Genomic DNA, 19,359 nt, shown 5'->3' with positions numbered 1-19,359 from the left:
GAAGCTTTTGATCTAGTTTTTCTTCGGCTCGCGAATCTTGTACCAGGCCACATACAGCGCCGGCAGGAACAGCAGCGTCAGCAGTGTCGCCACCACAATCCCGCCGATCATTGCGTAGGCCATCGGCCCCCAGAACACTTCCCGGGCGATCGGGATCATGCCCATGCTCGCCGCCGCAGCGGTCAGCAGAATCGGCCGGCGCCGGTGCTCGGTCGCTTCCACCACCGCATCCCAGGGCGAGTAGCCCTTGTGCTCGAACTCCTCGATTTGCGTCACGAGGATCACCGAGTTGCGGATGATGATGCCGATCAGCGCCAGAATCCCGAGGATCGCCACAAAGCCCATCGGCGTACCGGTCGGCACCAGCGCCAGCACCACGCCGATCAGCCCCAGCGGCGCGACACTGGCCACCAGGAACAGCTTCTGCACACTGTGCAGCTGGATCATCAGGAAGGTCGCCATCAGGAACAGCATCAGCGGCAAGACCTTGGCAATCGGCCCCTGGGCCTTGCCGCTTTCCTCGACCGTACCGCCGGTGGCGACCTTGTAACCCACCGGCAGTTTGGCGGCGAAGTCATCGATGGTCGGCTTGAGGACTTTCACCAGATCGGTCGGCTGGATTTCATCCCGCACCGAAGCCTTGATGGTGATGGTCGGCAAACGGTCGCGACGCCACACCAGCGGCTGCTCCAGTTCATAACGCACGGTGGCGAAGGCCAGCAGCGGAATCGACGTGCCGTTGGGCGTGACGATCTGCAGGTTCTGCAGGGTTTCCGGTGTACCGCGTTCGGAATCCACCGCCCGCCCGACCACATTTACCAGGTAGATATCGTCATCGACCTGGGTCAGCGGCGAGCCACTGACGATGCTGTTCATCAGGTTGGCCACATCCTCCGAGGACAGCCCGAGCTGCCGCGCCTTGTCCTGGGCGATGTCGATGCGCAGGACTTTGCCGGGCTCGTTCCAGTCGTAAATGATCTCGCCGATGTGCGGGCTCTTGTCCAGTTCGGTGGCCAGGTCGATGGCGTGCTTGCGCACCTGATCGATGTCCTTGCCGCTGACCCGGTACTGGATCGGACGGCCCACCGGCGGACCCATCTCCAGGGCCTGCACGTAGCTGCCGATGCCGACGAAGTCCTGGCGCAGGCGATCTCGCAGGCGCTGACTCAAGGCTTCCCGGGCCTTGAAGTCTTTGCTGACGATCACCAGTTGCGCGTAGTACGGGTTTTGCAGTTGCTGATCCAGCGGCAGGTAGAAACGGATCGCACCCTGACCGATGTAAGTGCTCCAGCGCACGATGTCCGGGTCGCCCTTGAGCGTGGCTTCGAGTTTGTCGACGGCCTTGCGGGTTTCATCGATCGAGGCGTTTTGCGGCAGGTTCAGGTCGACCAGGATTTCCGGCCGGTCGGAAGACGGGAAGAACTGGTTCTGCACAAAACGCATGCAAAACACCGAGAGCACGAAGCACAGCACGGTGATGCCGATGCACCACCAGCGGTTGCGCATTGACCACAACAACCCGTGATTGAACGCTCGCCCGATACGCCCCGGCTCGGCTTCGTGGGGTTTCACGTTGGTGCTGAGGATGTGCACGCCGATCACCGGCGCGAAGAACACCGCCACGATCCACGACACGATCATCGCCACCGCGATCACCGCAAACAGTGTGTAGGTGTACTCACCGGCGGAGCTGGCGTTGAGTCCGATGGGCACGAAACCGGCCACGGTCACCAGCGTACCGGTGAGCATCGGGAACGCCGTGGAGGTGTAGGCGAACGTCGCCGCCTGCTCTTTGGTCTCGCCCATTTCCAGGCGCGTGACCATCATCTCCACGGTGATCATCGCGTCGTCCACCAGCAGCCCGAGGGCGATGATCAGTGCTCCGAGGGAAATCCGCTGCATGGTGATGCCGCTGTACTCCATGTACACGAACACCATCGCCAGCACCAACGGGATCGAGCACGCCACCACCAGCCCGGCCCTCACACCGAGGCTGATAAAGCTGACCACCAGCACGATGACCACCGCTTCGAACAGCGCGCTGGTGAAGCCGCCGACGGCTTCTTCCACCACCACTGCCTGATCGGAAACGGTGTGTACGCCAACGCCTACCGGCAAGTCCGCAGTGAGTTGATCGATGCGCGCATGCAGTGCTTTACCGAAGGCCTGGACGTTGCCGCCCTTCTGCATGGCGATTGCCAGGCCGATGGCCGGTTTGCCGTCGAAGCGGAATTCCGGGGTCGCTGGGTCGACGTAACCCCGGCTGATTTCAGCGATATCGGCCAGTCGATAGAAGCGGTCATTGAGCTTGAGATTGACCTCGGCCAGATCCTTTTCCGAGGCAAATTGCCCGGACGTCCTCACCGAAATCCGCTCGGGCCCGGCCTCAATCACACCCGCCGGGGTCACGGCGTTCTGCGATTGCAGGCTTTGCACCACTTGTCGTTGATCGATGCCCAGCGCCGCCAGTTTGCGGGTGGAGAAGTTCAGATAGATCACTTCGTCCTGCTGGCCGACCATCTCGATCTTGCCCAGCCCCGGCACGTTGCGAATCTCGGCACGCGCCTGTTCCACATAATCGCGCAGTTGTCGCATCGTCAGGCCGTCGGCGGTAAACGCGTAGACCGAGCCAAACACATCACCAAACTCATCGTTGAATCCCGGCCCCTGAATCCCCTGGGGGAACTGGCCGCGAATGTCGTCGATCTTCTTGCGCACCTGATACCAGATTTCCGGGATGTCCTTGGCGCTGGTGGTGTCGCGCAGGTACACGTAGACCGTGGATTCGCCGGGTCGCGTGTAGCTTTTCACATAGTCGAGGGAGTCGAGTTCCTCGAGTTTTTTCTCGATGCGGTCGGTGACCTGTTTGAGCGTTTCCTCCTGGGTCGCGCCCGGCCATTTGGTCTGGATCACCATGGTCTTGATGGTGAATGAAGGGTCTTCCTCGCGCCCCAGATTGAAGTACGAGAACACCCCCATCAGCAGCCCGACGAACATCAGGTACCAGACGAACGACTGATGCTTGAGGGCCCATTCGGAGAGATTGAAAGACCCTTTCATTGACTGTCCTCGTCGAGTTTCACGGCTTGTCCGGGTTTGAGGCTGTTGACGCCGGCGCTGACCACACGCTCGCCGGACTTGACCCCGCCGGCCAGCACCACGGTGCTGTCGGTACGGCTGGTCACGCTGACGTCGCGCGGGGCAACGGTTTTGCTTTGCGGGTCGATCACCCAGATCCGGGTTTTGCCGTCGGCCTCCTGCAAGGCTGTCGCAGGCAATTCGATTCGCGGCTTGATTGCCGAACTGAGAGTCACGCTGATTGCCGTGCCGAGGCGGAATCCCGGTGGCGTGCTGGCCAGGGTCAGGCGTGCGCGGCGGGTTCGGGTGGCGCTTTGTGCCTGAGGTTCGATTTCCCGGATGACGGCGGTGGTGTTGATACTCGGATCGAGTTGCGCGGCGACCAGAAACACCACGTCGCTGGGGATCTGATCGACCAGCGTGTCCGGCAGATCGATCACCGCTTCCTTGATGTCCGGTTGCGCCAGCGTCACCACTTGCTGGCCGGCCGTCACCACTTGCCCGGCCTCGGCGTTCCACGCGGTGACTACGGCTTTGTGGTCGGAGCGCAGTTCGGTATAGCCGAGCTGATCCTTGCTCTGATTGACCGCCGCCCGCGCCTGATCGAGGGACGCCTGAGTGGTCTTCAGATCGGTGGTGGCGATGTCCAGTTGCGCCTGGGCGCCGACCCCGCGATCAAACAGCGCCTGCTGACGCCGGGCATTGGCCTGGGCGTTGATCAGTTGTGCTTCGACTTTCGCCAGATCACCCTGGGCCGAACGCAACTGGTTCTGCTGGTCGGACGGGTCGAGGGTGGCGAGCAACGTCCCCTTCTCCACCTCGGCCCCCACGTCGACGTTACGACTGGCAATCCGACCACCGACACGGAAACCGGTGTTGCTCTCGTAGCGCGCCTGAATGCTGCCGGCGAAACGACCGAGGGTTTCCTCGTTCAGCGCTTGGACCTTGATCGACAACACCGGCCGCACCGGTTCAGGCGGTGGCTCGCTCTTGGAACAGGCAACCAGCAGCAGCCCGACAGACATCACCCATAAAGGCTTCATGGCTGTGCTCCCGGTTGCAGTTCCTTGTAGGTGTTCTCGGCGATCTCGACTTTCATTCCCGGATGCAGCAGTTGCCCACCGGCAACGATCACTTTTTCGCCGCCCTTGAGGCCTTCGCTGATGATCACGTGCCCGGTCAGGTAGCGGCCGACGGTGACGTTGTGCAGTTGCGCCTCACCCTTGTCGTCGACCATCCATACCGCAGGTTCGCTGATGTTTTTGGTCAACGCCGACCAGGGCAACTCCACCGCCGATTTGCCGCTGCCCTTGGCGGTGGCACTGACCACCGAACCGAGCTGCATGCCCTGGGGCAGTCTGTCGAGGGTGACCTTGACCTGCACCGTGCCGGACTGCGCCGACACCGCCGGGGTGATTTCGCGCACGGTGCCGGTGGTCTTGATGGCGGGGTTGTCGAGCAGGCTGACGACAATCGAACGCTCGGCCGGACGCTCGGCCAGCAGGGATTCGTACACGTTGAACACCGCGTCGCGGTCGCCGTCCCGGGCCAGGCTGAAGATCGGTGCCGTGGCCTGCACCACCTGACCGACCTCGGCCTGACGCTGGGTGATGATGCCCGGCGCATCGGCGATCAGTGCGGTGTAACTCAGCTGATCCTTGGCGTTGGCCAACTGCGCCTGAGCCGCGCTCAGCGCACTCTGGCTGCTGCGCAATGCCGCTTGCGCGGAATCGTATTCGCTCTGGCTGGTGTAGCCCTTGGGCAACAGTTTTTGCTGACGGACGAACGCGGCGGCGCTCTGTTTGACCCGCGCCTGTTCAGCCAGCACCTGGGCCTGGGCGGAATCGACGTTGGTCTGCAAATCCTTGGGATCAAGTTTTGCCAGCACTTGTTTGGCCGAGACCCGGTCACCGACATCGACCATGCGCTGGATGATCTTGCCGCCGACCCGGAACGACAATTCGGTCTGCACTCTGGCCTGAACGTCGCCGGTGAGGGTCACGGATGCCGCGAAGTCCGCAGGCTTGACCTCTTGCACGAAGACCCGCGGCAAATACTCCTGGGGCGCCTTTTTTTCGCCGCAGGCGGCGAGCAAAGCGAGCAGGCCCAACAGGGCGGCTGTTTTCAATCCGGGACTCGCCATGCAGACTCCTTCCTGTGTACGAACGTGCAAGTGACGATACGACTGTGAGCTTAGAACAGGGTTCAACCTTCGTCCGGGCGATATATGCATTTATGTGCAGCAGGTATCCTGACCCGGATTCCGGAGCACCCAGGAAGGATTTTCATGCTCAAGACCCTCGCGGTGGCCAATTACCGCTCGATCAATAAATTGGTGATTCCACTGGGTCGGCTGAACCTGATCACCGGCCCCAACGGCAGCGGTAAATCCAACCTCTACCGGGCACTGCGGCTGCTGGCGGAAACCGCTCAGGGCGGCGTGGTCAATGCATTGGCTCGCGAAGGCGGGCTGGAATCGACGTTCTGGGCCGGGCCGGAATCCATCAGCCGGCGCATGCGCAACGGAGAAGTGCCAATCCAGTCCACCGTGCGCCAGAGCGTGAAACGTCTGAGGCTGGGTTTTGCCGGGGAAGATTTCAGTTATTCGATTGCGCTGGGCTTGCCCGAACCGAGCCTTTCGTTCTTTTCCCTCGACCCGGAAATCAAAAAGGAATGCGTCTGGGCCGGGCCGCTGTATCGACCGGCCAGCCTGCTGGTGGACCGCAACGGGCCGATGATCCGCAGCCGTGACGGCCGCAGTTGGGATGTGCTGGCGCAGCACACGCCGAACTTCGACAGCCTGTTCGATCAGGTCGGCAGCCTGCGCACTTCGCCGGAAGTGTTCCAGATGCGCGAGTTCATCCGCCGCTGGCGCTTCTACGATCACTTTCGCAGCGACGCCGACGCCCCGGTGCGCCAGCCGCAACTGGGCACGCGCACGCCGGTGCTGCATCACGACGGCCGCGATCTGGCGGCGGCGTTGCGCACCATCATCGAAATCGGTGACCCCGAGGCCTTGCAGGTAGCGATCAGCGACGCGTTTCCCGGCGCACGGTTGAACATCGCACCGCTGGCCGGCGGACGCTTTGCCATCGAGTTCTTTCAGGAAGGGTTGTTGCGACCGCTGTCGGCAGCGGAATTGTCGGATGGCACGTTACGTTATCTGCTGCTGGTCGCCGCGCTGCTGACGCCGCGCCCGCCTTCGCTGATGGTGCTGAACGAACCGGAAACCAGTCTGCATCCGGACCTGTTGCCGGCGCTGGCGCGCTTGATCATCCGTGCTTCGCAGGAGTGTCAGGTGTGGGTGGTTTCACATGCACGGCGATTGATTTCGGCGTTGCAGGAAGATGAGGAATGCAATTGCATCGTGCTGGAGAAGACCCTCGGCCAGACAGGCGTTGTCGGGCAGAGGGTGCTGGATGAGCCGGCGTGGAACTGGCCTGATTAGCCCTGCCACTTCCCGCCTTCGACAATCACACTCTCAGGCCTGGTGTCATCGCTCAGTTCTTTACGCACATATTGGTCATACAGCTTGAGCAGATATTTCTCTTCCCCAAGCTTGGCCAGTTCGGTATTCACCCAATCGCGCAATTCGATGTTGCCCTTCTTCACCGCCGGTGCAATCGGCGCTTCGGCGCCGAGTTTTTCCTCCAGCACGCGGTAGCCCGGGTTCTGCTTGGCCCAGCTGAACAACACCAGATTGTCCTGGGCGTAGGCATCGCCACGGCCGTTGGCCAGGGCTTGCAAGGACTCGGAGTTCTTCTCGAACTTCAGCAGTTTCCAGTCCGGGTGGTTCTTGGTCAGCCAGATATCGGCGGTGGTGCCGGTGGTGACGATGGTGGTGCGGGTCGCCAGGTCATCCAGCTTCTTCACGTCGCTGCCCTGCGGAACCAGCGCCTGCACCGCGACCTTGAGGTTAGGGTTGGTGAACTCCACCGCTTCCTTGCGCTCCGGGGTCACGGTCATGTTGGCGAGGATCAGGTCGACCTTGTCGCTTTGCAGGAACGGAATGCGGCTCGCCGGCTCCACGGCCACGAACTCGACCTTGTTTTCGTCGCCCAACAGATCCTTGGCGAATTGACGGCCGATGTCGGTATCGAAGCCGACATAGCGCCCTGCTTCATTAACGAAACCGAACGGCGGTTTATCGGTGAACACGCCGACAATCAGTTTGTCGCGGGCCTTGATCTTGTCCAGGTAACCCGCCGGCGCAGTGCTTTCGCTGGCGACTTTCGGCTTGGCCGGTTCTTCGGTCTTGTTGCAGCCGGCCAGCAACGCGAGGCTGATCAGCGGTAATGCGAATAAGGCTTTGGCAGTTTTCATGGCAGTTCCGGTTCCTTGGTTTGAGTCGTTGTGGGCGAAGTCGTTGAAGGCAAGGCTTCGACGTAGGAGAACTTCTCCAGGAACTGCTGCGCGCGTGCGGTTTGCGGGTTCGTAAAGAAAAGCTCGGGCGGGTTCTGTTCGAGGATGCGCCCGGCATCCATGAACACGATGCGATCGGCCACCGCGCGGGCGAAGGCCATTTCGTGGGTGACGATCAACAGGGTCATGCCTTCGCGGGCCAGGCCCTGAATCACTTGCAGCACTTCCTTGACCATCTCCGGGTCGAGGGCGGCGGTGACTTCGTCGAAGAGCATCACTCGCGGGTTCATGCACAACGAGCGAACGATGGCGATGCGTTGCTGCTGGCCGCCGGAGAGCTGGCGCGGGAAGGCGTCGCGTTTGTCCGACAGGCCGACGCGCTCGAGCAACGCCTCGGCTTGTTGCTGTGCTTCGCGGCGTTCGCGCTTCTGCACTTTGAGCGGGCCGAGCAGCAAGTTATCGAGCACGCTCATGTGCGGGAACAGGTGATAACTCTGGAACACCATGCCGATCTGCTGACGCACTTCGCGCCAGTCGGTGGCCTTGTCCAGCAGCTCGCGGCCGGCGAATTTCAGACTGCCACCGTGGGCAACTTCCAGACCGTTCAGGCACCGCAACAACGTGCTTTTTCCACAGCCACTGGGGCCGAGGATGACGATGACTTCGCCGGACTTCACTTGCAGGTCGATGCCCTTGAGCACCTGCTGTTCGCCGAAGAATTTGTTGAAACCCTGAAACTCGATCAATGCGCTCATGCTTGCGTCCAGCGCCGCTCCAGCACACGCGAGGCGGCCGACAGCGGGTAGCAGATGAAAAAGAAAAACAGGAACAGCGCGCCGTAGATCAGCACCGATTCGTATGTGCGCTCGATGATCTGCTGGCCGACCTTGATCACATCCACCACGCCGATCAGCACCGCCAGCGAACTGGTCTTGATGATCCGCGTGTAGACGTTGATGGTCGGTGGCGTCATACGTTTCAGCGCCTGGGGAATCAGCACGTAGCCGTAGAGCTGGGCCGCGTTCAGGCCGATGGACAACCCCGCTTCACGCTGCCCGCGCGGCAACGAATGCAACGCACCACGCGCCACTTCGCCGACCTCGCTGGCGCCCCACAACGACAGCACCAGCACCGCGCACCAGAAGCTCGGCAGGCTCAGGCCGAAGAAAATCGGCAGGCCGAAAAACAGCAGGTACAACCAGACCAGCACCGGAATCGCCCGGAACAGTTCCAGATAGATCCGCAGCACCGCGTTCAGCCACGTCACGTTGAGCGTGCGCAGCACACCGTAGAGCACGCCGCCGACGGTGCTGATGGCAATACTGAGGAACGAGATCGACAGGGTTTGCCCCGCGCCTTTGGCCAATTGCGGCAACGACACCCAGAGCAGTTCAAGACCCGAACTGGCCATGCTGGAGCCTCCTTTCCAGACGGCTCAACAGCAGCGACAGCGGCAGGAACAACAGCACGCAGATCAGCGTCAGCACGGCGAGCATTTCGTAGGTTTTGTAGTAGAGCGCGATGTAGCTCTTGGTGGTGTAGAGAATCTCCGGCACCGCCACGGCCGAGACCACGGTGGTCTCCTTGAGCAGGAAAATGAAATTGGCGAACAGCGACGGCAGGCTGAGGATCCCCGCTTGCGGCAGGATCACGTAGCGAAGCAACTGGCCGTGAGACAGGCCGATGGAGCGGCCCGATTCAAGCTGCGCCTGGGGCACCGCATCGACGCCGGCGCGCAGCACTTCGGTGAGGTAGGCGCCGCCGAGAAACGTCATGGTGATAATCGCAGCGGTGAAACCGGAGACCTTGATTCCCAAGGCCGGCAAGGCGAAGTAGACGAAGAACAGCTGGATCAGCAGCGGCGTGTTGCGCGCCAGCTCCACATACAGCCCGACCAGTTTTTGCAGGTAAGGCGTGCGGAACACCAGAATCGTCGCGTTCAGCAGCGCTACCAGCAACGAGGTGCCAATGGCGATCAAACCGACCTGCAGCGTCACGCCCACGGCTTTGAGAAACGCCGGCAACGTGCTGAGGATAAATGCGTAATCAAAGGTCATGAAACATCCTGACGCCGCTCGGTAAGCGACGGTGGTGCAGTCCATGGACAGCGGGTAGCTGTCCTGCAGGCACCGACTTTAAAGGTATAAAAAGAAGAATTTAAATACCGTTAAAGCATATTGATATCACGCAAAAAACTAATCGACGGGTTTGCCGGGAAGAAGGAGGAAGGCTATTGTCCCCAGCGCTGTAGGACGGATCTTTTTTGCATAAAAGCCCTCCAAGGACGAACAGCTTTTGGCCAGACTCCCCCGGCCGAACCCATAACAAGGAAGAGAACATGGACGTAAAAGTGCCGCAGCGACTGGATCCGCAGGAAATCGTGAAATTGTTGGTGGCGTTGCGCCGGGCGTTGAAGACCGGGATAGCCTGAGCTTAAAGACACCCTCACCTGCACACACAAAAACGCCGATGACCATCACTGGCCATCGGCGTTTTCATACCTGAAGGGGTTGTGTTGCTGCGTCAGATCAGAACGCCGGCAATACCGCGCCGTTGTACTTCTTCTCGATGAACGCTTTGACTTCAGGGCTGGTCAGGGCAGCGGCCAGTTTCTTGATGGCGTCGCTGTTCTTGTTGTCTTCACGGGCGACCAGGAAGTTCACGTAAGGCGAATCGGCACCTTCGATCACCAGAGCGTCCTTGGTCGGGTTCAACTTGGCTTCCAGCGCGTAGTTGGTGTTGATCATGTCCAGGTCGACTTCTTTCAGAACACGCGGCAGCAGGGCCGACTCCAGTTCCTTGAACTTGAAGTTGTGCGGGTTCTTGGCGATGTCTTTCGGCGTAGCCAGAGCGTTTTTCGGGTCTTTCAACTCGATCAGGCCAGCCTTCTGCAGCAGGATCAGGGCACGACCGCTGTTGCTGCCTTCGTTCGGAATGGCGATGGTGGCGCCGTCCGGCAGTTCAGCCAGGGTCTTGTACTTGCTCGAGTAACCACCGAACGGTTCAACGTGAACGCCTTGCACGGTCACCAGGTACTTGGCCTTGTCGTCCTTGTATTTGCCCTGGTTGAAGCTGTTCAGGTACGGCAGGGTCTGGAAGTAGTTGGCGTCCAGACGCTTCTCGCCCACCTGCACGTTCGGCTGTACGTAGTCGGTGAAGACCTTGATTTCCAGATCCACGCCTTCTTTGGCGAGGGTCGGCTTGATCAGCTCGAGGATCTCGGCGTGTGGAACCGGGGTCGCGGCGACCACCAGTTTTTCGCCGGCCTGGGCCAGAGAAGCAGTCAGAGCAGCCGCCAATGCGGTAAACAACAGAACCTTTTTCATGCAGTGTCCTTAGTCGAAAATCACGGTCGTCATCGACGACGGCATTAATACGTGTGCCAGCGATGTGCTACTGCTGGCGTGAGTCGGACAATACCGGGATTTTTTATTCCCGGACAATAACGTTTATTCAGCTTCATATTCCATTTTGTTCATGTTGAACAAAATGGTTACAAAGCCTCGCTCAGGCTCAACAGTAATTCTTTCAATGCCTTACGTTCCCCGGCAGTCCCTTTGGCGCTGATGTTCGCCACCTGACGTTCGATCTGAACCAGCGACCCAGACACCTCGGGCAAGTTCAGGTGCTCCGGCAGGATTTCATCGCCAGTGCTCACCAGCAGCGCAAAGTGAATGACGTTTTCCAGCTCCCGGGTGTTGCCCGGCCAACTGTGTTGCTCCAGCACCTCCTGCGCCGCTTCGCTGATCAGCGGCACCGGCAGATCCAGGCGCTGGCTGTAAATACCGAGGAAGTACTCGGCCAGCGACAGAATGTCACCGACCCGCGCCCGCAACGCCGGCAGTTCCAGATGCCCTTCGCTGAGATAGTGATAGAGGCGCTCGTGGAATTTCCCCGCCGCCACCGCTTGCGCCAGATCGATGCTGGTCGCAGCAACCAGTCGCACATCCACCGGGCTCGGTTGATGGGCACCGACTCGGGTGACTTCGTGGTTTTCCAGCGCGGCGAGCAACTTGATCTGGATCGGCAGCGGCAGGTCGCCGATCTCGTCCAGGTACAAGGTGCCGCCGTTGGCCGAACCGAACCAGCCGGCGCGACTGCTGGCCGAACCGCTGTAACTGCCGGCGGCGTAGCCGAACAGTTCGGCATCGGCGTAGGTCGGGCTGATCGCCCCGCAGTTGACCGAGACGAACAAGCCGCTGCGATCACTGGCGCGGTGGATGTGGCGGGCGAGCAATTCCTTGCCGGTGCCTGTCTCGCCGCGAATCAGCACCGAGATCGAGCGCGGTGCGAGTCGGGCCATTTCCTCGCGCAACTGGCGCGAGCGTGGATCGACGAACACCAGCGCCTTGGCGCGAATGCTCAGGGGACTTTTTTCCGCATCGGGAAAGGTCAGCAACGGCTGACCGAAGGTTTCGAAACTCATGGCAGACTCCCGCCCCAAATCGCCGGGAGACGGGGGCGTTGAAAAAATAAAAATGGTCAGGCGCGACGCCGGGCGTGGTGTTCCATGCGGTTTTGCAGGCGATACAGATAAGCGAATCCCTGCTCCCAGCGTTGATGCCCGGACTTCACATTGATATGGCCGGCGCCCGCGAGAATTCCCGCCTCGGCGCCCCAGTTGCGCGCCAGTTCCAGCGCACGCGGGGCGCTGACGGCGGCGTCGTTGTCGGAGCTGACGACCTGGCTCGGGAACGGCAGCAGGTCGCTCGGAATCGGTGCAAAGTTGCGCAGTGCCGGCACGCAGGCCGGACGCTCCACATCCGCCGGCGCGACCAGTAGCGCACCGCGTACCTGACGCAAATGCTGCAGCGGCGCGGTAGCCGCCCAGTGCGCCACAGTGATGCAACCCAGGCTGTGAGCGATGAGAATCACCGGCGTGCTGTCGGCGGCAATCGCCTCGGCCAGCGCGGCGACCCAATCTTCACGACGCGGCGTCAGCCAGTCGGCCTGCTCCACCCGCGCGCTGTTCGGCAGGCTGTTCTGCCAGTGGCTTTGCCAATGATCTTCTGGCGATCCTTGCCAGCCCGGCACAATCAGATAGCGGATTGATTCGTTGCGCATGGGGGAGCTCTCCTGCGTCGTGTCTGTTCCTGAACGAGTATAGGGACGGGATTTATATTCGTTAAGGAATAAGAAGCTATTTATTAAGACCTGAAAAGAATATTAAGTTTCAGACAAAAAAGGGGCCGCACCCTGCCAAGGAGACGGCCCCGGAAAAACGTGAAACCCTTATCGTGCAGTGATCACCGACAGTTTGGTGATGCCCGCCCGCTCAATCGAAGCCATGGCTCGCGCCACTTCGCCGTAATTCACCCCGTCGTCCGCCTGCAATTGCACGCGCACTTCCGGGTCCTTGGCCTTGGCCGACTTGAGGTTGAACTCCAGCAGATCCGGCTGGATTTCGTCCTTGTTGATAAACAGTTTTCCTGCACCGTCGATGCTTACCACCAACGGGTCTTTCTGCTCGACCGGCGCCACCGCTTCGGTCTTCGGCAGGTTGATCGGTATCGCGTTGGTCAACAGCGGCGCGGTGACGATGAACACCACCAGCAGCACCAGCATCACGTCCACCAGCGGCGTCACGTTGATCTCGCTCAGCACCTCGTCGCTGTCTTGCGTGGAAAAGGCCATATCAGGACGCCTCCTTCACTTTTGTTGCGTTGCCCTGGGCCGCAGCCTTGTGCGCGGTCGGGTGAATCAGCACGCGGAACGAACTCTTTTGCGCCAGGCTGTAGAAGTCGTGGGCAAAGTCGTCCAGGTCCGCCGCCGTCAGTTTCAGACGACGCAAAAAGTAGTTGTAAACCAGCACCGCCGGCACCGCGACCGCGATCCCCACCCCGGTGGCGACCAGCGCTGCACCGATGGGCCCTGCGACCGTTTCCAGGCTCGCCGAGCCCGCCGCGCTGATGCCTTTCAACGCTTCCATGATTCCCCACACCGTGCCGAACAGACCAATGAACGGCGAGGTGCTGCCAATACTCGCGACCACCGCCAGACCGGTTTCCAGCGAACGACGCTCGCGGACGATCTGCTGGCGCAAGGCACGTTCGAGGCGATCCTGATGGTTGATCGCCTGGCTCAGGTCATTGGCCTGCGGCGCCTCGCCCACTTGAATCGCCGCATAACCGGCCTGTGCCACCCGCGCTGCCGCGCCGGGCTGGGTTTCGCTCAACTCGGCGGCGGAGTCCAGACTCGACGCCGCCCAGAAGCGCTTGTGAAATTTGCGGTCCTGCGCCTTCAACCGACCGAACTGCAGTGCCTTGAGCAATGCCAGACCCCAAGTGGCGACAGAAAAAACCACCAGCAGCCAGATCACCGCGCTTTCGATGGATTCCAGTGGAGATGCCAGTAACGTCATGATGTGTTCCCTCGTGTAAACATTTCGCGCGAATTTGGTTTCGGTTTAGTGAATCTTGAAATCGATGGGCACGCTGACCCAGCCGTCCTGGGCGACATCACCCTGCTTGGCCGGCACGAAGCTCCAGCGCTTCACGGCGTCCAGCGCCGCGTCGTCGAGCTGTTGCCGGCCACTGCTTTTCTGAATCTGGATCTCGCCCGGTTTGCCGCTGGCCAAAACGTGCACTCGCAGCAACACCGTGCCTTCCCAACCGCGCCGCTGGGCCAGCGACGGGTATTCCGGCGCCGGGTTCTTCAGGTACGCGGCATTGGCCGAGGCCGGGGTAACCGGAGCAGGCGCCGGTGGTGCAGGTGGCGCTGGCGCGGCGACCGGAGCGGCCGGTTGTGGCGGAGCCGGTGGTTGCTCGACCGCTTTGGGCGCCGGCTTCGGTACCGGTTTGGCGACCGGTTTCGGTTTGGGAGTCGGCTTCGGTTTTGGCGGCGGCTTGGTTGCCAGTTCGTCTTCCACCGGTGGCGGTGGCTCGACCACAGGTGCCGGTGGCGGCGGTACAACCACGGGGGGTGCCGGTGGTGCCGGGCGCGAAAATTCGATGGTCATTGGTGGAATTTCCGGCGGCACGATCGGCAGCGCCGGTGTCGGATGCTGGTTGATCCAGTAGATCACCGCGCCATGCACCACCAGCGCCAGAACGCCGAGCAGAATCGTTTCGCGGCGGCTCAGAATGCCCTTGGGCGCGCGCTGCAAACGCAGCTGCCCCAACGGCACGCGATGGGGGCGGCCGAGATCGACCAACTCGCCGCTCGGCGCCTGGCGCCACAGCACCTCCTGTGCACTGGCGGCGGTCTGGACATTGCCCATTGATTTACTCCCTGCGGTCTCTTTGCGTTTTTTCGCGTAGCCGATTCGCCGCTTGTTGAATCCCCCACGGCGTGATCGATGGGTCAATCATTGGGGCTGGAAGCTTATCTCCGAAAGTAATCTTTCATGTTATGAATAGACGCTTATGGAATATAAGAAACGATCATTTCCACCAAAGCCACGGCCCGCAAGGCTTCCAGCGATTCGCCGGAATCGACATGCTTTCCCGGCATAAAAAGTATTCATCCAAGGCATCGGGTTTTCGACGCCCCGGCATTCAGTGACAACTAATACCAAGGTGATAGTTGACGAACTTTTCAAGAGGCAAATAAAAAGGCCGATGCATATTTAATGCATCGGCCTTCGACTTACAGAATTTCTTATTGCTTCACAAACTCCCCGGCCAGACCGACTACATCACCGTCAAAGTTGGTGCGCGAACCCACCGCACGAACTTTCGAGTAGTTGTGATCCGGCGAGAACAGGGTCCAGGACTGATAGCCAGTGCCGTCATTCAGAGCCGCGAAAGTAATGATCGTAGGCTGCCCGGTACTGTTCTGGAAGTGGTAGTGACCGTACGCGATGTCGTAGTTCACGCCGTTCTGGCTGAATTTGCCGCTGAAGGTGCCGTTGGAGTCGTTGCCATCGGTAATCGTCAGTTTGGCGCCAGCGTTAGCGTTTACATAGTTGCCATTAATGCTCGACATAACGAGATTTCCTTTATCGTTGGATAAGTGTCTTCCGATGAGAGCAAGTTTCCTCCTGGAAACTCACGACACTCAGAATGGTTGGACATTTACTTATTGTCCACGCGACTTTTCAACGATATTGCTATATGCACTATTCATGTCGGTCATAACTTATTTCGATTCGGAAGAGTCCTGATAACTAACGACTGGCATGGGTCTGTTGCACACCAATGGCCGGCGCAATCACTGCTGTCTCCGAGCGCGGCGTTCCGGCCGGCACCCAGTCATAACTCACAGGAAGAGCCCGATAGACCCAGTTGCTGATCGCGTCGCTGCCCGGTGCCTTGCCCAAATAGGGGCTGACGTATTCCCAGACGTTCTCGCCGCTGGCCGTCACCTGGAAAAACCGCCCGTTCATGCCCTCGTCGATCAGTGTGTTGCCGTTGGGCAAACGCCGCGCGCTGCTGATGAACGAGCTGTAGAACGCCCACCCCGGCTGCTTCGAATTGGCGGCGCTGTACTGCCAGACGATTTCGTTTTTCACCGGGTCGATTTCCAGCACCCGCGAGCCGGAAATCAGCCCCAGCGTGACGTTCGGGTAACCCGCCGAACCCTGGTTGTCGAACACCAGCAGGTTGCCGGCGCCGGGCAGTCCGGCCGGGATGATGTGCGCGTCATGTTGACCGACGAACTGGTCCACCGGACGCGGAATCTGCTGCGCGGTTTTCGGGTTGGCCAGCGGCAGGTTCGGCCCCAGGCGCCAGACCACTTTGCCGCTGTGCTTGTCGATGATCGCGATGAAATTGGCGTTGCGCGAATCGAGCAGCAGGTTGTCCGGATGGAAGCGTTTGTCGCCGGCATCGAACCACTTGTTCGGCCCGACCAGGCTGAGGTTGTTGATGTGCAGGTAATCCGGATTTTCACTGGCGCGAACCAGCTTCAATTGCTCGGCGGTGAAGCCGAATTCGTTCAAGTGATCCGACGCCAGCCACTGCCATTTCACCTCGCCCGTGGGGCTGACTTCGTAGATCGCATCGTCGATCACCTCGGGCACTTTGAAGCCTTTGACCTTGTGCACCTTGTTCGCCAGCACCACGGTGTTGCCGTTGCTCAGACGACGCTGGTCGTGATGCTGTTGCGCCGCGCCACCGGGCGCTTTCTCGCCCCACTGCCAGACGACTTTGCCATCCCAGTCCAGCTCACCGATGCTCTGATTGCCAAGGCCGTTGCCGGCGGAACCGAGCTTGCCCGGATCCTTTTCACTCAGTTGCAGAAGGACGTGACCGCGCTCGCCACCGACCAGTTTCGGATCGATGATTGCCGACGGGAATCCGGCCTGGGGCCAGTTCTTGACCTCGTTGCCGTTCATGTCGATCAGGTGCGTCTGCTTGTCGGCACCGCTGAAGATTACATATTGATTGAAGGCCTTGTCCGGGTCGTAACGAGTGACCCCGGTGGGGTAGACGCTGGGCGCGGCGAGCGCCCCGGCACTGAGCACTGCGCCGGACAACAACACCGGTAAAGCGGTTTTGATGCGCAACATGATGCAGCTCCTTGAGGGATCGATCAGAAGTCGTAGCGACCGGTGACGCCGAGGGTGCGCGGCGTACCGAGCAGGCCTTCATAGCCGCCGTTGCCGCCGGTCCACAGGGTCGTGTAGTAGGTTTTGTCGAAGGCGTTTTTCAGCCACAGCGAAACGTCCCACTGACCCTGATTGAAATCGCCGCGCAGGCCGGTGGAGAGATTGACCACCGCGTAGCTCGGGATCTGGCCGTAGTCGGAATCCTCGACCGTACCCACCGCTTTGGAGCGGAATGCATAACTGCCGGTGACGTAAGGTTGCAGCCCGTTGGCCAGATTCCATTCGTATTTGCCGTTGGCGTTACCGATCCATTTCGAGGCACCGACGACCTGATGACCGCTGAGGTCGCAAGAGGCCGGAGCGCCTGGCGCCAGACTGACTTCCGGCGGGCACGGCGCGTCCTTGTACGAGAGATAACTGACGTCGTTGAACGAGCCGTTGAAGTTCAACGTCAGACCACGAAGCGGAATCACGGTGCTTTCGAATTCCACACCTCGCGAACGCACCGAGCCGGCGTTGGTCAGGTATTGCACACGATTGACGTCGTCGTAGGCATTGGTCTGGTAGGCGTTTACCTGAGTCCAGAACAGGTTGGCGTTGAGTTGCAGGCGGCGATCCCACAGGGTGCTCTTGAAGCCGAGTTCGGCGTTGTTGGCGCGCTCGGTGCCGATCAGCAACGAATCGGCGCCAGCGGTCGGAGCCGAGCCGACCACGAGGTTGACCCCTCCGGATTTCTCGCCGTGGGACAGCGTGGCGTAGCCGAGCAGATCATCGGTGATGCGATAGCTGAGGTTGAGCAATCCGGATGGACTGGAGCTGTACTGATTCAGATCGCCGGAATCGTAGGCGCCGGTCCGGCCGCGTCGTGCAGTGGCTGCGGCCCCCGTGACAGCGGCGCCACCGACCGGCGCATCGCGATTGACCCAGGCGTTCTTCTCTTCATAGGTGCCGCGCACCCCGGCGGTGAAATCCAGACGCGGTGTCAGGTGCCAGGTGCCTTGGGCGAACAGCGCAAAACTGTCGGTCTGGATGTGGCCGCGACCGACGCTGCCGACGTTGGCCAACGCACCCCGTGGCGTGCCGTTCCAGATGTCTGCCTGGGGGCCGTAATAGGCGAACGATTTGTTGTCCAGATCCGAGCCGAAGTAATACGCGCCGAGCACGTAATCGAAGAACTCGCCCTTGGGCGACGCCAGGCGAAATTCCTGCGAGTACTGCTTGTCCTCCACCGACACGCCGGCGTTGTAGGTTGCCGCAACGTTGAGGCCATCGTCGTTGGCCGGGGTGAAGTTCCAGTAGCGATAGGAGCTGATCGAGGTCAGGGTGAAGTCGCTCGGCAGCGTCCAGTTGGCCTCCACCGACGTGCCGCCCTGATGCACCGTGACGTGCTGGTCGTTGTCCAGATTGACCTTGCGGTGCGAGCCGTTGACCAGTGTCGCGCCGGCCGCATTGGCCCGGGACTGATAGAGGTTGACGCCGTTGATGGTCGGCCCGGTGTTGTACAGCACGCGGGTTCCGGCACTGGAATCCTCTTCGTTGTAATCACCGATCCAGCGCAAATTGAAGTTTTCGTTGGGCTTGAACAACAGCTGCGCACGGAAGCCGTCGCGGGAGCCGCCGTTCAAGTCATGACCGTTGAATTCGTTTTTGATGTCGCCGTCACTGCGGGTGCGATAGGCGGAAATGCGCCCGGCCAGTTGATCGTTGAGCGGCCCGGAAAGCGTGCCCTTGGTCTGGAAATAACCGTCCTCGCCGACCGAGGTTTCGATGCTGCGCTCCGGAGTGAAACTCGGCGCGCGGGTGCTGATGTTGATCACCCCGGCGGTGGTGTTCTTGCCGAACAGCGTCCCCTGCGGCCCGCGCAGGACTTCCAGCTGTTCGATGTCCATCAGGTCGAACACCGCCATCCCCGGACGGCCCAGATACACGTTGTCGATGTACAGGCCGACGCTGCCTTCCAGGCCATCGCTGGCCGGGTTGTTGCCCAGACCGCGAATCGAAACGCTGGACTGGCGCGCATGCATGTAGGCGACGTTGACGCTGGGCACCAGTTGCTGCAGATCCTGGATGCGATAGACCCGTTGCGTCTCCAGGGTCTGACCGCTGACCACACTCATCGGCGTCGGTACATCCTGCGAACTTTCTTCGCGACGGCGAGTGGTAACGGTCACGGTTTCCAGTTGCGACGTGGCGGTCGCGGTCTTGCCTGCCGGTGCCGAGACAGGGGTCTGGGCTTCGTCGGCGTAACCCTGGTTCCAGCTGGCACTCCCCGCCAGCAACAGGGCCAGGGGCAGACGTTTGAGCCGTCGTGGCGGCGGCGGTGAAGCGAGGTTCAACGGACTCATGGGGCGGCTCCTGGTCAAAAAACATGCAGACCTCTTCCATGCTGCATATTCTTTAAAGTTATTTATTTATATTTTTACAAAGAT

General features: G+C 60.6%; 17 protein-coding genes. 1 reads left to right on the top strand and 16 read right to left on the bottom strand.

Annotated features, from left to right (window positions below):
- Positions 1–12: 12 nt before the first annotated feature.
- The 3 genes from IF189_RS01190 to IF189_RS01180 are packed head-to-tail and all read right to left on the bottom strand — an operon-like array spanning position 13 to position 5,221.
- Positions 13–3,060: an efflux RND transporter permease subunit gene (locus IF189_RS01190; RefSeq protein WP_134825122.1), complete on the bottom strand. Its 3,048-nt coding sequence runs from the start codon at positions 3,058–3,060 to the stop codon at positions 13–15.
- A complete protein-coding gene (locus IF189_RS01185) occupies positions 3,057–4,121 on the bottom strand; it encodes an efflux RND transporter periplasmic adaptor subunit (RefSeq protein WP_134825121.1) in 1,065 nt (354 codons plus the stop codon). The genes IF189_RS01190 and IF189_RS01185 overlap by 4 nt, the downstream gene beginning before the upstream one ends.
- Complete coding sequence (locus IF189_RS01180) at positions 4,118–5,221, bottom strand: efflux RND transporter periplasmic adaptor subunit (RefSeq protein WP_192552701.1); 1,104 nt, start codon at positions 5,219–5,221, stop codon at positions 4,118–4,120. Before IF189_RS01180 ends, IF189_RS01185 begins: the two co-directional genes overlap by 4 nt.
- Positions 5,222–5,365: 144 nt before the next feature.
- Here IF189_RS01180 and IF189_RS01175 point away from each other — a divergent pair, with 144 nt between their 5' ends.
- Entirely contained in the window at positions 5,366–6,526 is a 1,161-nt protein-coding gene (locus IF189_RS01175; RefSeq protein ID WP_134825119.1) for an AAA family ATPase, read from the top strand.
- Here IF189_RS01175 and IF189_RS01170 read toward each other — a convergent pair.
- From IF189_RS01170 to IF189_RS01110, 13 genes are all read right to left on the bottom strand, one after another.
- Positions 6,523–7,401: a transporter substrate-binding domain-containing protein gene (locus tag IF189_RS01170; protein WP_192552700.1), complete on the bottom strand. Its 879-nt coding sequence runs from the start codon at positions 7,399–7,401 to the stop codon at positions 6,523–6,525. The genes IF189_RS01175 and IF189_RS01170 overlap by 4 nt on opposite strands.
- Entirely contained in the window at positions 7,398–8,195 is a 798-nt protein-coding gene (locus tag IF189_RS01165) for an amino acid ABC transporter ATP-binding protein (protein ID WP_192552699.1), read from the bottom strand. Before IF189_RS01165 ends, IF189_RS01170 begins: the two co-directional genes overlap by 4 nt.
- Positions 8,192–8,851 carry an amino acid ABC transporter permease gene (locus IF189_RS01160; RefSeq protein ID WP_065261360.1) on the bottom strand — a complete coding sequence of 220 codons (660 nt, stop codon included), beginning with the start codon at positions 8,849–8,851 and terminating at the stop codon, positions 8,192–8,194. The genes IF189_RS01165 and IF189_RS01160 overlap by 4 nt, the downstream gene beginning before the upstream one ends.
- Complete coding sequence (locus tag IF189_RS01155) at positions 8,832–9,497, bottom strand: amino acid ABC transporter permease (protein WP_007918712.1); 666 nt, start codon at positions 9,495–9,497, stop codon at positions 8,832–8,834. The genes IF189_RS01160 and IF189_RS01155 overlap by 20 nt, the downstream gene beginning before the upstream one ends.
- A 471-nt stretch (positions 9,498–9,968) precedes the next feature.
- Positions 9,969–10,766, bottom strand: a complete 798-nt coding sequence (locus IF189_RS01150) for a MetQ/NlpA family ABC transporter substrate-binding protein (RefSeq protein WP_007952772.1) — start codon at positions 10,764–10,766, stop codon at positions 9,969–9,971.
- 167 nt (positions 10,767–10,933) lie between these two features.
- Positions 10,934–11,866, bottom strand: coding sequence for a sigma 54-interacting transcriptional regulator (locus tag IF189_RS01145; RefSeq protein WP_134825116.1), 933 nt, complete (start codon positions 11,864–11,866; stop codon positions 10,934–10,936).
- Positions 11,867–11,922: 56 nt separating this feature from the next.
- Positions 11,923–12,504 carry an alpha/beta hydrolase gene (locus IF189_RS01140; RefSeq protein ID WP_134825115.1) on the bottom strand — a complete coding sequence of 194 codons (582 nt, stop codon included), beginning with the start codon at positions 12,502–12,504 and terminating at the stop codon, positions 11,923–11,925.
- Positions 12,505–12,672: 168 nt separating this feature from the next.
- Positions 12,673–13,074 carry an ExbD/TolR family protein gene (locus IF189_RS01135; protein ID WP_003220570.1) on the bottom strand — a complete coding sequence of 134 codons (402 nt, stop codon included), beginning with the start codon at positions 13,072–13,074 and terminating at the stop codon, positions 12,673–12,675.
- Position 13,075: 1 nt separating this feature from the next.
- The gene (locus IF189_RS01130) at positions 13,076–13,801 is read right to left on the bottom strand and encodes a MotA/TolQ/ExbB proton channel family protein (protein ID WP_007952775.1); all 726 of its coding nucleotides are present in this window, start codon (positions 13,799–13,801) and stop codon (positions 13,076–13,078) included.
- 45 nt (positions 13,802–13,846) lie between these two features.
- Positions 13,847–14,659, bottom strand: coding sequence for an energy transducer TonB (locus tag IF189_RS01125; RefSeq protein ID WP_134825114.1), 813 nt, complete (start codon positions 14,657–14,659; stop codon positions 13,847–13,849).
- A gap of 380 nt (positions 14,660–15,039) precedes the next feature.
- On the bottom strand, positions 15,040–15,366 hold the full coding sequence (locus IF189_RS01120; RefSeq protein ID WP_007952780.1) for a hypothetical protein: 327 nt from the start codon (positions 15,364–15,366) through the stop codon (positions 15,040–15,042).
- Positions 15,367–15,547: 181 nt separating this feature from the next.
- Positions 15,548–16,891, bottom strand: a complete 1,344-nt coding sequence (locus IF189_RS01115; protein ID WP_192552698.1) for an aryl-sulfate sulfotransferase — start codon at positions 16,889–16,891, stop codon at positions 15,548–15,550.
- Between the two features lie 23 nt (positions 16,892–16,914).
- A complete protein-coding gene (locus IF189_RS01110; RefSeq protein ID WP_134825112.1) occupies positions 16,915–19,275 on the bottom strand; it encodes a TonB-dependent receptor in 2,361 nt (786 codons plus the stop codon).
- Between the last annotated feature and the right edge of the window lie 84 nt (positions 19,276–19,359).

This window comes from Pseudomonas sp. IzPS59 (assembly GCF_014863505.1).
GTDB classification, from domain to species: domain Bacteria; phylum Pseudomonadota; class Gammaproteobacteria; order Pseudomonadales; family Pseudomonadaceae; genus Aquipseudomonas; species Aquipseudomonas kribbensis.
This window is presented reverse-complemented; position numbering and strand designations above follow the sequence as displayed.

Bases quoted from the DNA above. Each gene is read 5' to 3' on its own strand.
- IF189_RS01120 (WP_007952780.1), bottom strand. From the start codon at position 15,366: ATGTCGAGCATTAATGGCAACTATGTAAACGCTAACGCTGGCGCCAAA.
- IF189_RS01140 (WP_134825115.1), bottom strand. From the start codon at position 12,504: ATGCGCAACGAATCAATCCGCTATCTGATTGTGCCGGGCTGGCAAGGA.
- IF189_RS01185 (WP_134825121.1), bottom strand. From the start codon at position 4,121: ATGAAGCCTTTATGGGTGATGTCTGTCGGGCTGCTGCTGGTTGCCTGT.
- IF189_RS01190 (WP_134825122.1), bottom strand. From the start codon at position 3,060: ATGAAAGGGTCTTTCAATCTCTCCGAATGGGCCCTCAAGCATCAGTCG.
- IF189_RS01165 (WP_192552699.1), bottom strand. From the start codon at position 8,195: ATGAGCGCATTGATCGAGTTTCAGGGTTTCAACAAATTCTTCGGCGAA.
- IF189_RS01155 (WP_007918712.1), bottom strand. From the start codon at position 9,497: ATGACCTTTGATTACGCATTTATCCTCAGCACGTTGCCGGCGTTTCTC.
- IF189_RS01135 (WP_003220570.1), bottom strand. From the start codon at position 13,074: ATGGCCTTTTCCACGCAAGACAGCGACGAGGTGCTGAGCGAGATCAAC.
- IF189_RS01180 (WP_192552701.1), bottom strand. From the start codon at position 5,221: ATGGCGAGTCCCGGATTGAAAACAGCCGCCCTGTTGGGCCTGCTCGCT.
- IF189_RS01160 (WP_065261360.1), bottom strand. From the start codon at position 8,851: ATGGCCAGTTCGGGTCTTGAACTGCTCTGGGTGTCGTTGCCGCAATTG.
- IF189_RS01125 (WP_134825114.1), bottom strand. From the start codon at position 14,659: ATGGGCAATGTCCAGACCGCCGCCAGTGCACAGGAGGTGCTGTGGCGC.
- IF189_RS01145 (WP_134825116.1), bottom strand. From the start codon at position 11,866: ATGAGTTTCGAAACCTTCGGTCAGCCGTTGCTGACCTTTCCCGATGCG.
- IF189_RS01170 (WP_192552700.1), bottom strand. From the start codon at position 7,401: ATGAAAACTGCCAAAGCCTTATTCGCATTACCGCTGATCAGCCTCGCG.
- IF189_RS01110 (WP_134825112.1), bottom strand. From the start codon at position 19,275: ATGAGTCCGTTGAACCTCGCTTCACCGCCGCCGCCACGACGGCTCAAA.
- IF189_RS01150 (WP_007952772.1), bottom strand. From the start codon at position 10,766: ATGAAAAAGGTTCTGTTGTTTACCGCATTGGCGGCTGCTCTGACTGCT.
- IF189_RS01130 (WP_007952775.1), bottom strand. From the start codon at position 13,801: ATGACGTTACTGGCATCTCCACTGGAATCCATCGAAAGCGCGGTGATC.
- IF189_RS01175 (WP_134825119.1), top strand. From the start codon at position 5,366: ATGCTCAAGACCCTCGCGGTGGCCAATTACCGCTCGATCAATAAATTG.
- IF189_RS01115 (WP_192552698.1), bottom strand. From the start codon at position 16,891: ATGTTGCGCATCAAAACCGCTTTACCGGTGTTGTTGTCCGGCGCAGTG.